14 protein-coding genes are annotated in these 15366 nt (G+C 68.1%); 3 read left to right on the forward strand and 11 right to left on the reverse strand.

What is annotated here, in order from left to right; translation table 11 throughout:
- The first annotated feature begins 21 nt into the window (after positions 1–21).
- Entirely contained in the window at positions 22–768 is a 747-nt protein-coding gene (locus QWJ38_RS13210; RefSeq protein ID WP_290359546.1) for a hypothetical protein, read from the forward strand.
- A gap of 47 nt (positions 769–815) precedes the next feature.
- On the opposite strand, the gene QWJ38_RS13215 is transcribed toward QWJ38_RS13210, so the two are convergent.
- Positions 816–2033 (reverse strand): polyhydroxyalkanoate depolymerase, encoded by a 1218-nt coding sequence (locus tag QWJ38_RS13215; RefSeq protein WP_290359547.1) that lies wholly within the window; start codon positions 2031–2033, stop codon positions 816–818.
- A 114-nt stretch (positions 2034–2147) separates the two neighbouring features.
- Between QWJ38_RS13215 and QWJ38_RS13220 the strand changes: the two genes are divergently transcribed.
- Positions 2148–2882: a glutathione S-transferase gene (locus QWJ38_RS13220; RefSeq protein ID WP_290359548.1), complete on the forward strand. Its 735-nt coding sequence runs from the start codon at positions 2148–2150 to the stop codon at positions 2880–2882.
- Between the two features lie 6 nt (positions 2883–2888).
- Here QWJ38_RS13220 and QWJ38_RS13225 read toward each other — a convergent pair whose 3' ends face one another.
- Together QWJ38_RS13225 and QWJ38_RS13230 are read right to left on the reverse strand one after the other, a co-directional pair.
- On the reverse strand, positions 2889–3311 hold the full coding sequence (locus QWJ38_RS13225; RefSeq protein WP_290359549.1) for a cupin domain-containing protein: 423 nt from the start codon (positions 3309–3311) through the stop codon (positions 2889–2891).
- Between the two features lie 218 nt (positions 3312–3529).
- Positions 3530–4669 carry a GGDEF domain-containing protein gene (locus QWJ38_RS13230; protein WP_290359550.1) on the reverse strand — a complete coding sequence of 380 codons (1140 nt, stop codon included), beginning with the start codon at positions 4667–4669 and terminating at the stop codon, positions 3530–3532.
- A gap of 160 nt (positions 4670–4829) precedes the next feature.
- Between QWJ38_RS13230 and QWJ38_RS13235 the strand changes: the two genes are divergently transcribed.
- Positions 4830–5534, forward strand: coding sequence for a hypothetical protein (locus tag QWJ38_RS13235; RefSeq protein WP_290359551.1), 705 nt, complete (start codon positions 4830–4832; stop codon positions 5532–5534).
- 12 nt (positions 5535–5546) lie between these two features.
- Here QWJ38_RS13235 and QWJ38_RS13240 read toward each other — a convergent pair whose 3' ends face one another.
- The 8 genes from QWJ38_RS13240 to QWJ38_RS13275 form a co-directional block, all read right to left on the reverse strand.
- Complete coding sequence (locus tag QWJ38_RS13240; protein ID WP_290359552.1) at positions 5547–6677, reverse strand: acyl-CoA dehydrogenase family protein; 1131 nt, start codon at positions 6675–6677, stop codon at positions 5547–5549.
- Positions 6678–6693: 16 nt separating this feature from the next.
- Positions 6694–7365, reverse strand: a complete 672-nt coding sequence (locus QWJ38_RS13245; RefSeq protein ID WP_290359553.1) for an SDR family oxidoreductase — start codon at positions 7363–7365, stop codon at positions 6694–6696.
- Positions 7366–7409: 44 nt separating this feature from the next.
- Positions 7410–8585 (reverse strand): acetyl-CoA C-acyltransferase, encoded by a 1176-nt coding sequence (locus QWJ38_RS13250; protein ID WP_290359554.1) that lies wholly within the window; start codon positions 8583–8585, stop codon positions 7410–7412.
- Between the two features lie 18 nt (positions 8586–8603).
- On the reverse strand, positions 8604–10424 hold the full coding sequence (gene aceK / locus QWJ38_RS13255; RefSeq protein WP_290359555.1) for a bifunctional isocitrate dehydrogenase kinase/phosphatase: 1821 nt from the start codon (positions 10422–10424) through the stop codon (positions 8604–8606).
- A 24-nt stretch (positions 10425–10448) separates the two neighbouring features.
- The gene (can, locus tag QWJ38_RS13260) at positions 10449–11108 is read right to left on the reverse strand and encodes a carbonate dehydratase (protein WP_290359556.1); all 660 of its coding nucleotides are present in this window, start codon (positions 11106–11108) and stop codon (positions 10449–10451) included.
- Positions 11109–11217: 109 nt separating this feature from the next.
- On the reverse strand, positions 11218–12396 hold the full coding sequence (locus QWJ38_RS13265; protein ID WP_290359557.1) for an isovaleryl-CoA dehydrogenase: 1179 nt from the start codon (positions 12394–12396) through the stop codon (positions 11218–11220).
- Positions 12397–12528: 132 nt separating this feature from the next.
- On the reverse strand, positions 12529–13002 hold the full coding sequence (locus tag QWJ38_RS13270) for a cyanophycin metabolism-associated DUF1854 family protein (RefSeq protein ID WP_290359558.1): 474 nt from the start codon (positions 13000–13002) through the stop codon (positions 12529–12531).
- Positions 13002–15293, reverse strand: coding sequence for a cyanophycin metabolism-associated ABC transporter (locus tag QWJ38_RS13275; protein ID WP_290359559.1), 2292 nt, complete (start codon positions 15291–15293; stop codon positions 13002–13004). Before QWJ38_RS13275 ends, QWJ38_RS13270 begins: the two co-directional genes overlap by 1 nt.
- Positions 15294–15366: the final 73 nt, after the last annotated feature.

Here is a 15366-nt window from a genome sequence, read left to right on the forward strand (position 1 = left end):
CGTACAACACAGGAAACGATCATGCGCTCACACCTCATCCGCTCGGCCGCCCTCGCCGCTCTGTTCCTCGCGATCGGCGCCCAGGCCCAGACCCTGATCGGCGGCGGCGGCAAGACCGGCCCGAGCTTTCCGATCACGATCAATCAGCCGGGTAGCTACAAACTGGCCGGCAATCTGGTCGTGCCCGCCGGGCTCAACGGCATCGTCATCACGGCCTCCGACGTCAGTCTGGACCTCAACGGTTTCTCGGTCACCGGCCCGGTGAGCTGCGGCCAGACCTGCAGCGCCGGCGGCTCGACGGTAGGCATCAACGCGACCGCTATGCATGCGACGGTACGCAATGGCACGGTCTCGGGCTTCGGCTTCGCAGGGGTCTACATCGGCATGTTCAGCGCAACGCTGGAGGATCTGACCGTCAAATCGAATGGCCAGTACGGCATCATGCGCAACACCGGCGGCGACGACCAGCCGGTGGCGATGCGGCGCATCAGTGCCCTGCGCAACGGCCTGTGCGGCATCTCGACCAAGAACACGACGATCGAGAGCTCGCTCGCCAACGAGAACCTGAGCTCCGGCATCTGCGGCTACGGCGGCGTCTCGGTGCTCGATTCGACGATGTCCTTCAACAAGGTCCATGGCTTCTACAGCAATGGCGCCGCCTTCGGCGACCTGCTGCGCGGCTCGCGCCTGCAGGGCAATCTGGGCGGCAACCTCTACCAGATGCCGATCAGCGCCGGCGGCAACTTGAACGGTACGACCTTGTTCTGAGTGGCCCACGCCGGGCCCCAGCGCGGCCGACCGAGGGCCGGCTCGGCTCAGCCGGACAGCCCGATCATGTCGCGCAGCAGCGGGTAGATCTGCTGCTGCCAGCGCCGACCGCTGAACACGCCGTAGTGGCCGACATTGGGCTGCACATGGTGGCGGCGCAGCCAGGGCCGGATGCTGCTGGCCAGGTCCTGGGCGGCCAGGGTCTGGCCGACCGAGCAGATGTCGTCGCGTTCGCCCTCGACGGTGGTCAGCGCCGTGCGGCGGATCGCGGCCGGATCGACGCGGCGGCCGCGGAAACTCAGCTCGCCGCGGGGCAGCGCATAGTCCTGGAACACCAGGCGCACCGTCTCCAGATAGAAGTCGGCCGACAGGTCGGCCACCGCCATGTACTCCTCGTAGAAGCTGCGCGTCACCTCGGCCTTGTCGAACTCGTCCTCGACCAGGTGGCGGTAGTACTCCCGGAAGGCATTGATGTGGCGCTCCTTGTTCATGCCGATGAAGGCCGAGAGCTGGACGAAGCCCGGGTAGACGCGCCGGCCCGCGCCGCGATGGCGCCAGGGCACATGGCTGATCAGGTTCTTCTCGAACCACTGGATGGACTTGCCGGTGGCCAGCGCGTTGACGGCGGTCGGGTTGATGCGGCAGTCGATCGGCCCGGCCATCAGGGTCAGACTCAGCGGCGTGGCCGGATGGTCATCCTCCGACATCAGCGCCACCGCGGCCAGCGCGGACACGCAGGGCTGGCAGACCGCCAGCAGATGGGCGCCGGGACCGATCGCGGCCATGAAGTCGATCAGATGCGCGGTGTACTCGTCCAGGCCGAAGCGGCCGGCCGCCAGCGGCACGTCGCGCACGTTGTGCCAGTCGGTGACGTAGACCTCGTGATCCTGCGCCAGCGTGCGCACCGTGTCGCGCAGCAGGGTGGCGAAATGGCCCGACATCGGCGCGACCACCAGCAACTTGGGCTGGGCCGGCGCCTCGGGCTTGGCGAAGCGCAGCAGGGTGCAGAAGGGCGTCGCCGCGGCCACCTCCTCGACGACGGCCCAGCGCCGGCCGCGCGACTCGACCGAGGTTATGCGCCAGGGCGGCCGTGCATGGGTGACCGTGCCCAGCTCCAGCAAGCGGCAGGCGGCGGCGGCCTCGCGGCGGGCCGGCCAGTCCAGCGCCGGGCGCTGCGGCTGCAACAGCAGCGGCGCGGCCAGCCGGCCGGCCGCGCGCAGCGGCCACATCAGGTCGCTATGCGCCTGGTATGCCTGGTACATCATCGATCACACCTCCGGGCCGGCTGACGTTCCTGCGGCTCTCGCAAGGAGCGCGCCAGCCGCCGCGGCCATCGATGGCACAGGCTTTGCGTGCGGCGCAGCCCGGAGGTCCACGCCATGCCCGTCGCCACGCCCGCTAAAGCCCCCCGCAGCAAGGCTCCTGCCGCCGTCAAGACGGCGAAGGCCAGGCCGCCAGCGACGAGCGCGACGCTGACCATCAGCAGCAAGAACTACTCCTCCTGGTCGCTGCGCGGCTGGCTGCTGGCGCGCTTCGCCGGCCTGGAGTTCCGCGAGCTGATGGTCTCGCCGGACGACGAGGCGGTGCGCAGGGAGCTGCTGCTGCTGGCGCCCTCGATCCGCGTGCCCTGCCTCGAGCATGAGGGGGCCAAGGTCTGGAACACCTTCGCGATCGCGCAATACCTGGACGAGGTGCGGCCCAAGGCCGGCCTGCTCCCGGCCGAGCGGATCGCCCGCGCGCATTGCCGCTCCGTCTGCGGCGAGATGAATTCGGGCTTCGCCAATCTGCGCGCCTCGCTGCCGATGAATCTGAAGATCCACCGCCCCGGCCACAAGATCTGGGCCGGCGCGCAGCCCGACATCGAGCGCATCTGCGAGATCTGGAGCGACTGCCTGGCCCGCTACGGCGGCCCCTTCCTGTTCGGCGCGCGGCGCGGCATGGCGGACGCGATGTTCGCGCCGGTCGTCACCCGCTTCCTCAGCTACGACGTCAAGCTGAACAAGGCCTGCGCCGACTACTGCAAGACCATCATGGCCATGCCGGAGATGAAGGAATGGGTGGCCGCCGCCCGGCGCGAGCCGGAGGAGATCGAGCAGCTCGACATGGATTTCTGAAACCGCTCACTTCCAGGGCGTCGGAATCGGTACGTCGCAGGGCGCCGGCATGTCGATCGACTTGAAATCGGCCGGACAGACGATCTCCAGGTATTCCATGTCCGGCGAGTAGTCGAACAGGTAGTGGACGATGCCGGGGCGCTGGTGCACGCAGTCGCCGGCCTCGACCAGGGTCTCCTGCTCGCCGTACATGAAGCGGGCCCAGCCCTTGGTCATGAAGACGATCTGGAATTCCGCCTCATGACGGTGCCAGCCGGTGCCCTTCTCCGGTGCCATATTTGCCTTCACAAGGTGCGCGATCACCCGGCCGTGGGTGGCGGCGGCGACGCCGAGATCCTTGTAGAGGAAGAAGTCGCGCAGCCCGTCGCTGCGCCATGGCGTGTCGGCCGGTTTGATGTGCGAGAAGCGCGTGCTCGTCGAGTCCAGCATGGCGAGGTCCTCCGATCCAAAGCGACCCTTGCCGACATGCAAAAAGCATTCCGCCGCTTCAGCCGGCCGGCGGCTAGTTGAGGGACAGCTGCCAAGGAATGCGCCGCGCAAACCTGCGTAGGCCCCTATTGCCAAATTGGAGCTGATCTTGAACGGCAGGGTGTCAGCGTTGATCAGCGTTGCGGGTCGTTCGGGGCCGACCTCGCGAAATATCCGGGCTATTCCTCGAAGACGACCCGGTTGCGGCCGCCGTGCTTGGCCCGGTACAGCGCCTTGTCGGCCGCCGCGACCAGGCCGGCGGCCAGTTCGCCGGCCTCGCGGCCGCTCGGCTCGGCGCTCAGCATCGCCAGGCCGATCGAGATCGTCACCGCCAGCGGCTGCTGGGCGCCGGGCACCGGCACCGGCCGGGCGGCAATGCTCTGGCGTATCCGTTCGGCGATCTCGCGCGCATGCTGGGCCGGGGTCTGCGGCAGCAGCACGACGAATTCCTCGCCGCCATAGCGGGCGATCGTGTCGCCGGCGCGCAGCTGGCCCTGGATCGCTTGGCCGACCGCGCGCAGCACCTCGTCGCCGCTCTGGTGGCCATGGCCGTCGTTGATGCGCTTGAAGCCGTCCAGGTCGAGGAACATGCAGGCCAGCGGGTGGCGGTAGCGGCGGGCCTGCGCGATCTCGATCTGGCAGCGGTGCTCGAAATAGCGCCGGTTGTGCACGCCGGTCAGGCCGTCGGTGAGGCCGTCCAGCTTCAGCCGCTCCTGGTTCAGCGCGCTTTCCAGGCAGACGCCGACGATGCCGCCCAGCCGTTCGAGGAAATGGGTGCCGGTGCCGGCCTCGTAGCGCGCCGCGTCGCGGCTGCCGAAATGCAGGCTGCCGATCAGCGCGCCATGGCGGGCCAGCGGCAGCAGCGCGACCGAGGCGATCGCGCCGCGCGGCGCGCCTTCGAACAGCGCGCCATGGCACTCGGCGTCGAAGGCGCCGAGCCGTGGCCGCGGCGGCGCTGCCTCGCCGAAGAGCTGCTGCAGCGGCGCCGCCGAGGGCAGCAGGCGCAGGCCCTGGCGCAGCAGCGGATCCTCGCGCAGCTCGGCCTCCAGCAGCCGCGCCGTCTCCAGATCGCGGTCGACCAGGGCCAGGCCGACGAACTCGATGCCGAAGGCGCTTTTGTACTCGGCCAGCAGCAGGCGCAAGAGCTCGACGATGGAGCGCGCGCCGATCAGCCGGTGCTCCAGCTGGTCGAAGCGGCGCATCTTGTCCTCGTTGCTGCGCGCCTCGCGCAACAGCCTTTCCAGCTGGCGGCGCAGCGCCTGGTTCTCGCGCTCGAGTTGCTCCTGCATGCGGTGGTGGTCGTCGGTGCCGGCTTTCATTGTGCCGGCCATTGTCGCGGCGCTTTGTAAGCGCGGCCCGAAGCGCGCATCCTGTCACGCACGCGCCGCGCGCGGCGCTGGCGCCGGCGGCCGCGATCGCCGAATATCTGGGGCAAGCGTTCCGCCCACCCTACCCCGCCCCGTCCAAGCCCGCCCTGCCATGCGCTCCGTCCTCGCCTCGCTGCTGCTCGCCCTGCTCGTTCCCAGCGCGGCGCGCGCCGCCTCCGCGGCCGAGGGGCTGACCGCGATGGAGAAACGCTGGTTGGACGGCATCTGGCCGGTCGTCGGCTTCGCAAAGCACCAGGGCCTGCCGCTGGACATCGTCGTGCAGCCGCAGCCGGCGCCCGAGGCCGCGCCGCTCTCGCTGGGCTTCGTCGACGGCCGCTGCAAGCTGGTGCTGAGCATGCGCGAGAACCCCGAGGTGCAGCGCACGATGGAGCAGATCGAGCCGGCCCTGCTGGACGCCAGCCTGGAACTGATGGCCGCGCATGAGCTGGGCCATTGCCGCCGCTATCTGGACGGCGCCTGGCACGGCCTGCCGGCCGGCTTCGTTATCCAGGAACCGATCGGCCTGCGGCCTGAGCAGCGCCAGGCCTACCGGGCGATGCGGCTGACGCGCCGCGAGGAGGGCTATGCCGATCTGACCGGCCTGGCCTGGACGCAGCGGCAGCGGCCACAGCAATATGCGCGGCTGCATGCCTGGCTGCTGGCCGAGCGCTCGCGCGAGCGCCTGCCGGGCAGCCACCACGACACGCTGGCCTGGCTGCAGCTGGCCGCCGATCCGGCGCTGCTGGCCGCCGACGGCAAGGACGGCGCCACGATCTTCGAGACCGCCGCCTCGCTGTGGCAGCGGGTGGAGGACTAGAACGCGGGCGTCTCAGCCCAGCGCCCGCCCGATCAGGATCTTCTGCACCTCGGACGTGCCCTCGTAGATCTGGCAGACGCGCACGTCGCGGTAGATGCGTTCGACCGGGAAGTCGCTCAGATAGCCGTAACCGCCGTGGATCTGGATCGCGTCCGAGCAGACGCGCTCGGCCATCTCGGTGGCGAAGAGCTTGGCCATCGCCGCCTCCTTCAGGCAGGGCTGGCCGGCGTCCTTCAGGCTGGCCGCATGCCAGATCAGCTGGCGCGCCGCCTCGATCTGGGTGGCCATGTCGGAGAGCTTGAACTGGATCGCCTGGTGGTTGAAGATGGCCTGGCCGAAGCTGCTGCGGTCCTTGCTGTAGCGCAGCGCCGCCTCGAATGCCGCGCGCGCCATGCCGACCGCCTGCGAGGCAATGCCGATGCGGCCGCCCTCCAGGCCCGACAGCGCGATCTTCAGGCCCTGCCCTTCCTCGCCCAGCCGGTTGGCGGCGGGGATGCGGCAGTTCTCGAACAGGATCTGGGCCGTGTCGCTGGCATGCTGGCCCATCTTGTCCTCGATGCGCGCGACCTGGTAGCCGGGCGTGTTGGTCGGCACCAGGAATGCGCTGATGCCCTTCTTGCCGGCGGCCTTGTCGGTGACGGCCATCACGATCGCCACATCGCCGTTCTTGCCGCTGGTGATGAACTGCTTGACGCCGTTCAGCACATAGTGGTCGCCCTCGCGAACGGCTGTCGTCTTCAGGCCGCCGGCCTCGGAGCCGACATGGGGCTCGGTCAGGCAGAAGGCGCCCAGCATGTCGCCGCGCGCCAAGGGCTTCAGAAAGCGCTGCTTCTGATCCTCGTTGCCGAAGCCCATCAGGATCGAGCAGACCGGGCAGTTGTTGACGCTGACCACGGTCGAGGTGCCGCCGTCGCCGGCGCCGATCTCTTCCAGGATGATGGACAGGGCCAGGTAGTCCAGGCCCGCGCCGTCGTACTCGGTCGGCACCGCGACGCCATAGCAGCCCAGCGCCGCCAGGCCCTTCAGTTCCTCGGCCGGGAAATGGTGCTTCTTGTCCCATTCGGCCGCCTTGGGCGCGATCTGGTCCTGCACATAGGCGCGCACGGCGTCCTGGACGGCGCGGTGGTCTTCGCTGAGGATCATTGTTTTGCTTTGTTGCTCACCAGGCCAGCGCCTGGCCGTCGTAATTGAAGAAGCAGCCGTTGTACTCCGGCTTGACGGTGGCCAGCACCGTGCGCATGCCGGCGACGCTGGTGGCGACGTCGATGTCGGCCTCGCTGCCGCCCATATCGGTGCGCACCCAGCCCGGGTGGAAGCTGATGCAGATGGCCCGCTCGGCCAGGGCCAGCGAGGCGTCCTTCAGCACCGAGTTGAGCGCCGCCTTGGAGGCGCGGTAGAGCCAGCCGGCGGTGGAGCCGCGCAGGGCGATCGAGCCCATCTTTGACGAGATCACGGCCAGCCGCGCGCCCGGCGCGAGCGCGTCGGCCAACTGCGGAATTACCCGCATCGGCCCCAGCACATTGGCGCGCATCACCGCATCGAAATCCTCGGCGCTGGGCGTCTGCAGGCCGCTGGTCTTGGGCCCGTAGACGCCGGCGACGATGACGGCCTCGTCGAACTGGTGGCCGTCGATCTGCCAGGCCAGGCCGGAGGCGCTGGCGGTGTCGGTGACGTCGAGCTTCAGCGCCGTGGCGCCGAGCTCGCGCAGGCGGGCCAGGTCCTCCTCCTTGCGCGCCGTCGCGACCACCTGGGCCCCGGCGGCCCGGTACTGGCGGACGAACTCCAGGCCGATGCCGCGCGAGGCGCCGACGATGAGGACCTGCCGCGCCATTTAGACTAGCTCCACGCCGACGGCCCGACTGCCTGCGCGGAGCTTCACAGGAGCTCCACGCCGACGGCAGTCGCCTCGCCGCCGCCGATGCACAGCGCCGCGACGCCGCGCTTGAGGCCGCGGTGCTTCAGCGCGCCCAGCAGGGTGACCAGGATGCGCGCGCCGGAGGCGCCGATCGGGTGGCCCAGCGCGCAGGCACCGCCGTTGACGTTGACGATCTCGTGCGGCAGCTTGAACTCGGCCATCGCGGCCATGGTGACCGCGGCGAAGGCCTCGTTGACCTCCCACAGATCGACGCTCTTGGCGTCCCAGCCGTTCTTGGCCAGCAGCTTGTTGATCGCGCCGACCGGGGCGGTGGTGAACCACTCGGGCGCGTTCGCGTGCACGGCGGTGCCGACGATGCGGGCGACCGGCTGCACGCCCAGCTTGGCGGCGGTCGAGGCGCGCATCAGCAGCAGGGCGGCGGCGCCGTCGCTGATCGAGGACGAGGTCGCGGCGGTGATCGTGCCGTCCTTCTTGAAGGCCGGCTTCAGGCCCGGGATCTTGTCCAACTTGGCCTTGAAGGGCTGCTCGTCCTTGCCAACGACGGTCTCGCCCTTGCCGGCCAGGGTCACCGGCGCCATTTCCCAGGCGAAGCTGCCGTCGGTATTGGCGCGGATGCTGCGCTCGGTCGAGGCAATCGCGAACGCGTCCTGCGCCTCGCGGGTGAAGGCGTACTTGCCCACGCATTGCTCGGCGAACACGCCCATGGCCTTGCCGCGCTCGTAGGCGTCTTCCAGGCCGTCCAGCGCCATATGGTCGTACATCGGGGTGGCGCCGTACTTCACGCCCTTGCGCGCGAACATCAGGTGCGGGGCATTGGTCATGCTCTCCATGCCGCCGGCGATCAGGATGTCGGCGCTTTCGGCCTTCAGGGTGTCGTGGGCGAACATCACCGAGCGCATGCCGGCGCCGCACATCTTCGACAGGGTCACCGCGCCGACCGATTGCGGCAGGCCGGCCTTCAGCACCGCCTGGCGGGCCGGGGCCTGGCCCTGGCCGGCCATCAGGCAGTTGCCGATGAAGGCCTCCTCGATCGCGTCGCCGGGCACGCCGGCGCGCTCGACCGCGGCCTTGATCGCGACTGCCGCCAGTTCCCAGGCTTGCAGGCCGGCGAAATCGCCCAGCAGGCCGCCGATCGGCGTGCGGGCGGCGGAGACGATGACGATGGGATCGGACATGGTGCTACTCCTTGAGGATCAATGAACGGAAAAATCATGCCGGACGGCGTCGCTCGCGGCGCCCTCGGCACGGCTGGGTTGCGGGCGCGGCAGCGCCTGGAAGCGCTTGTGCGCCTCGTAGGGAAAGATGTCGTGCAGATGCCCGGCCACGATGCGGGCCTGGTGCTGCTGCCAGAAGGCCGGGTCGAGCAAGTCGGCGTGGTGGCGCATGAAGACCTCGCGCACGCCCGGGTGGCCGAGCAGAAAGGGGCCGAAGGTCTCGGGGAAGACGTCGCGCGGGCCGACCGCATACCAGACCTCGCCGGACAGTTCCTCTTCCTCGTTGCGCGGCTCGGGGAGCTTGCGGAAGTTGCAATCGCTCAGGTACTCGATTTCGTCGTAGTCGTAGAACACGACCTTGCCATGACGGGTCACGCCGAAGTTCTTCCACAGCATGTCGCCGGGGAAGATATTGGCGGCGACCAGGTCCTTGATCGCGTGGCCGTACTCGATCACCGCCTGCTCCAGCTGCGCCGGCGAGGCCTCCTGCAGATAGAGGTTCAGCGGCTGCATGCGGCGCTCGATGTAGAGATGGCGGATGACCAGGTCCTCGCCGCGCTCCTCGAGCAGGCTGGGGCAGAACTGCCGCAGCTCCTTCAGCAGTTCCTCGTCGAAGCGATGGCGCGGGAAGGCGACGTTGCTGTATTCCAGCGTGTCGGCCATGCGGCCGACGCGGTCGTGGGTCTTGACCAGCAGGTACTTGCCCTGGATCGACTCGCGCGTCGTGTTCTCCTTCTGCGCCGGGAAGAAGTCCTTGATCACCTTGAACACGAAGGGGAAGCTCGGCAGGTCGAAGACCAGCATCACCAGGCCCTTGATGCCGGGCGCGATGCGGAAGCTGTCGCTCGAATGGCGCAGGTGGTAGAGGAAGTCGCGGTAGAAAAGATTCTTGCCCTGCTTCTGCAGACCCAGGGCCGAATAGAGCTCCGAGCGCGGCTTCCTGGGCATCAGCGTGCGCAGGAACTGCACATAGGCGCTGGGCACCTCCATATCGACCATGAAATAGGCGCGGGCGAAGCTGAACAGCATCAGCAGATCGTCCTCGCCGAACAGCGCCGCGTCGATGCACAGCACGCCGCGCGCCTTGTGCAGGACCGGCAGGGCGAACGGCGTCTCCGTGAAGCCATTGATGATCTTGCCGATCACATAGGCGCCCTTGTTCCGGTAGAACAGCGAGCTCAAGACCTGGATCTGGAAGTTCGGCCGCCAGCGGAAATCGCCGAGCTCGCGCTGCAGCGCGCGCAGCACGCAGTCGATGTCGCGCGGCAGGTCCTCGAACTCGGCATCGAGCTGGAAGTTGGTGATCACCCGCAGCAGGGTCGCGTGCAGCGTGTCCTTGGCCGGGTAGTAGGCGCGGTAGGTCGGCGCGGCGGCCGGCTCCTCGTTCTCGATGTACTCGGTCGAGACGGCCGGGCGCACGAAGATGAAGTCGTTGTGGAAGTAGCTGTGGTGCAGGATGCGGGTGCAGACCGAGTTGAAGAAGGTCTCGGCCAGCTCCGGCTGGTGGTGGTTGGTCAGGAGACCGATGTAGTGCAGCTTGACCTGCTGCCAGAGCTCCATCGGCAGGGTGCCGGCCTGGAAGCGCTCCTCCAGCAGCTGCACCGCCTCGTCCACGCGCTTATCGTAGAACTCGATGCGCTGCGCCTGCGCGCGCTGCTGGCCGGCCCAGTCGGCCGCCTCGAAGCGCTGCTTGGCGGCGGCGCTGGTGGCGCGGAACAGCCGGTAATGCCGGTTGAAGCCGCCCAGCAGCGCCTGCGCGATCTCGAACGCGCGGGAGTCGGTCAGCTTCTCGGGGAACATCGTGCCTTCCGTCCCGCCGCCGCCCTAGGCGTAGCGGCTCTTCACCGCCGCCAGCGCGCGCCGGTAGGCCGGCGCCACATCGTCCTGGCTGGCCGCCGTGATCTGCAGGTCTTCCAGCAGGCCGTTGTGCAGGCCGTAGACCCAGCCGTGCACGACGATCTCCTGGCCGCGCAGCCAGGCGTCCTGCACGACCGTGGTCTGGCAGGCATTGCGCGCCTGCTCCAGCACGTTCAGTTCGCACAGCGCATTGACGCGGCTCTCCTCGGGCAGGCTGTCCAGCCATTCCTGGTGGTCGTTGCGCACGTCCTGCACATGGCGGATCCAGTTCGATACCAGGCCCACGCGCGCATCGGTCAGCGCCGCGCGCACGCCGCCGCAATTGCTGTGGCCGACGACGATGATGTGCTTGACCTTCAGATGGTCGACGGCGAACTGCATCACCGACAGGCAGTTCAGGTCCGAGTGGACGACGACGTTGGCGACATTGCGGTGCACGAACAGCTCGCCGGGCATCAGGTCCACCAGCTCGTTGGCGGGCACGCGGCTGTCGGCGCAGCCGATCCACAGGTATTGCGGGGTCTGCTGCTGCAGCAGGCGCGAGAAGAAGCCCGGCTCGCGGGCCTCGGTCTTGGCGGCCCAGCGCTTGTTGGCTTCCAGCAGTTCGGGCAGGTCTTGGGTACTCATGGGTGGCATTGTCGAATACGGGCGGGCGGACGCGCCGACAGGAAGGAGAAACCTTCGATTTCTCTGCGACTTCTCCCTGTCTGGGCGCCTCAGTGCTCTTGTCTGTCTCTTACATCGTCTCGGCGAACAGCTCGCGGCCGATCAGCATGCGGCGGATTTCACTCGTGCCCGCCCCGATCTCGTACAGCTTGGCATCGCGCCACAGCCGGCCCAGCGGGTACTCGTTGATATAGCCGTTGCCACCGAAGATCTGCACGCCCTCGCCGGCCATCCAGGTGGCCTTCTCGGCGGTCCACAGGATCACCGAGGCGCAATCCTTGCGGACCTGGCGGACATGGTCGCTGCCCAGCAGGTCCAGGTTCTTGGCCACCGTGTAGGCAAAGGAACGCGCCGCCTGCAGCACCGTGTACATATCGGCGACCTTGCCCTGGATCAGCTGGAATTCGCCGATGCTCTGGCCGAACTGCTTGCGGTCGTGGATATAGGGCACGACGTTGTCCATCACGCTCTGCATGATGCCCAGCGGGCCGCCGGTCAGCACCGCGCGCTCGTAGTCCAGGCCCGACATCAGCACCTTGGCGCCGGCATTGACGGCGCCCAGCACGTTCTCGGCCGGCACCTCGACGTTCTGGAACACCAGCTCGCCGGTATGCGAGCCGCGCATGCCCAGCTTGTCCAGCTTCTGCGCGATCGAGAAACCGGGCATGCCCTTCTCGATCAGGAAGGCGGTGACGCCGCGCGCGCCCAGTTCCGGCTCGGTCTTGGCGTAGACCACCAGGGTGTCGGCATCGGGGCCGTTGGTGATCCACATCTTGCTGCCGTTGAGCAGGTAGTAGCCACCCTTGTCCTCGGCCTTCAGCTTCATGCTGATCACGTCCGAGCCGGCGCCCGGCTCGCTCATCGCCAGCGCGCCGACATGCTCGCCGCTGATCAGCTTGGGCAGGTACTTGGCCTTCTGCGCGGCATTGCCGTTGCGGTTGATTTGATTGACGCAGAGATTCGAATGCGCGCCGTAGGACAGGCCTACCGAGGCCGAGCCGCGGCTGATCTCCTCCATCGCCACCATATGGGCCAGATAGCCCATGGCCGCGCCGCCGAACTCCTCGGGCACGGTCACGCCGAGGATGCCCAGCTCGCCCATCTTGCGCCACAGATCCATCGGGAACTGGTCCGAGCGGTCGATCTCGGCCGCGCGCGGGGCGATCTCGGCGTCGGCAAAGGCACGCACCGCGTCGCGCAGCGCATCGATGTCCTCGCCGAGTTGGAAATTCAGGCCGGGCAGGTTCATGTTTGTCTCCTAGGGTCGGGCCGCTCGGGGCAGGGCCAATTTACGTTTACGTAAACGTCAATTCTAGCGAGAAGCCGGCGTCGACTCCGGTCGGTGAACTTACCTAAGCAAGGCCCCGGAGGGCCGGGCGCCTTACAGGAAGCGCTCCAGCATCTTCTTCGATGCGCGGTCCAGCGCAAAGCGGTCCGGCACCTCGAACTGGATGCCATGGCTGCTGGCGATCAGCAGGCGGCCATCGCCGAGGCGGCGGATGTCCTCCTCGGTGCGCAGGATGAACTGGGTCTCGCCCAGATCGGTGTCGACGGTCCATTGGCTGGGCGTCGAGAAGGTGGAGACCTGCTTGATGCGCAAGAGCGTCGGCACGAATTCACGGGCGGCCAGTTCGGCCTCCAGCAATTCGCGCTCGGCCGCCGGCAGGTCCGAGACCCGGTCGATCCAGGCCAGCTCATGACCGTCCGGGCCCAGCAGGGACAGACCCTCGTCGGGCGCCGAGATCGGATGCGCGCGCACCGGGTTGACGCCGACATGCTCGCCGCCGTCCAGGGCGACGAGCACCAGGCGGCCGAAGGCATTGCGGGACAGCTGGCGGTAAGGCAGGGTCATCATCACGCTTCCACCGTGTGGGCATTCGGATTGGGCGGCGCCGGCGGCGGCTCGTCGTCATCGGCATCGACGCGGCGCGCCTGCGCCTCGTAGAGCCGCCAGTAATGGCCGCGCTTTTCCATCAGCTCATCGTGCGGGCCGACCTCGACCACCTGGCCGCGGTCCATCACCACCAGGCGATCGGCCTTGCGCAGGGTCGACAGACGGTGCGCGATGGCGATCGTCGTGCGGCCCTGGACCAGATTGTCCAGCGCCTTCTGGATCTCCTTCTCGGTCTCGGTGTCGACCGACGAAGTCGCCTCGTCGAGGATCAGCAGACGCGGATTGATCAGCAAGGCACGGGCGATCGAGATGCGCTGGCGCTCGCCGCCGGAGAGGCCCTGGCCGCGCTCGCCGACCAGCGAGTCGTAGGCCTGGGGCAGGCGCAGGATGAACTCGTGCGCATGGGCGGCGCGGGCGGCGGCGACGATCTCCTCGCGCGTCGCGTCCGGCTTGCCGTAGGCGATGTTCTCGGCGATGGTGCCGAAGAAGAGGAAGGGCTCCTGCAGCACCAGGCCGATATGGCGGCGGTAGTCGGCCACGCCGATGCGGCGCAGGTCGACGCCGTCCACGCGGATGCTGCCCTCGGTGACGTCGTAGAAACGGCAGATCAGATTGACCAGGGTGCTCTTGCCCGAGCCGCTGTGGCCGACCAGGCCGATCATCTCGCCCGGCTTGATGTCAAGGCTCAGGCCGCGGATCACCGCGCGGTTGCCGTAGCGGAAGCCGATGTCCTGGATCTGGATGCCACCCTCGACCCGCTCCAGCTTCGCCGGGTTGGCCGGGTCGGGCACATTGCTCTGGTGGTCGAGGATGTCGAAGATGCGCTTGGCGCCGGCCGCCGCCTTCTGCGTCACCGAGACGATGCGGCTCATCGAGTCCATGCGGCCGTAGAAGCGGCCGATATAGGCGATGAAGGCGGTCAAGGTGCCGACGGTGACGCTCTGGTGCGCGACCAGCCAGATGCCGAAGGCCCAGACGACCAGCAGGCCCATCTCGGTCAGGAGCGAGACGGTCGGCGAGAACAGGCTCCAGGTCTTGTTCAGCTTGTCGTTGACGGCCAGATTGTGCTTGTTGGCGTCGCGGAAGCGGTTTGCCTCGCGCCGCTCCTGGGCGAAGGCCTTGACGACGCGGATGCCGGGGATGGTGTCGGCCAGCACCGAGGTCACCTCGCCCCAGACGCGGTCAATCTTCTCGAAGCCGGTGCGCAGCCGGTCGCGCACCAGATGGATCATCCAGGCGATGAAGGGCAAGGGGATCAGGGTCGCCAGCGCCAGCCAGTGGTTGATCGAGAACAGGATGGTCGCCGTCATGCCGAGCATCAGCACGTCGGTGATGAAGTCCAGCGCATGCAGGGACAGGAAGACGCTGATGCGGTCGGTCTCCGAGCCGATGCGGCTCATCAGATCGCCGGTGCGCTTGTTGCTGAAGTACTCCAGCGACAGGCTCAGCAGATGCTCGAAGGTGGCGGTGCGCAGATCGGCGGCGATGCGCTCCGAGACCAGGGCCAGGATATAGGTCTTGGCCCAGCCGAGGATCCAGGACACCAGGGCCGCGCCCAGCAGCCCGCTCATATAGAAGGCGACCAGCCAGGGGTCGATCGCCTGCCCCTGCTGGAACGGAATCAGCACCTTGTCCATCAAGGGCATCATCAGATAGGGCGAGACCAGGGTGGCGCCGGTCGCACCCAGCATCAAGAGGAAGCCGACCAGCAGCTGGCCCTGGTAGGGCCGGGCGAAGCGCCACAGCCGCGCCAGCACCCAGGTCGAGGGCGGGGTGTGCAGCTCGCGCGCGCAGGTCGGGCATTCCTCGCTGTCCGGCGGCAGCGGCGCCTTGCAGCTGGGGCAGAAGCTGACGTCCTCGGCGTCCGCCTTGAGCGCCTCGTCGCGCTTCTCGAAGGCCTCCTGCCAGCGCTGCGCCTGCAGATTCATCTGCAGGGTGAAGCGCCACAGGGCCAGGCGTTGCTGCGCATCGCACAGCTCCAGGCTGCCGACGCCGGCATGGTCGGAGATGCGCATCTTCAGGCCCGGCCGCAGCGCCCATTCCGACCATTGGCCGCCGGCCGGGTCCCAGGCCAGCAGGCGCTTGTTGGTGAGCACCAACAAGCCTCGCGCAAAGCGCGCCCGGGAGTCCAGGTCAACCTCCAGCGGGGCCACGACGTTCTCGTCTGCAAGCAGGCGTGTCTGCAAGTCTGCCCATTGCGGGTGCTGCAGAGATGCCGACGAGGACGTTTCGACTGGATGTGGATGGTGCATTGTGTTCTTGAGCCGGCAGCCCCGGACGGGCCGCTCGCGGTGTTGAGCGGGGGATTTTCGCTCAAGAGCCGCC

Source organism: Roseateles violae (assembly GCF_030410485.1).
Classification (GTDB): Bacteria; Pseudomonadota; Gammaproteobacteria; order Burkholderiales; family Burkholderiaceae_C; genus Roseateles_D; species Roseateles_D violae.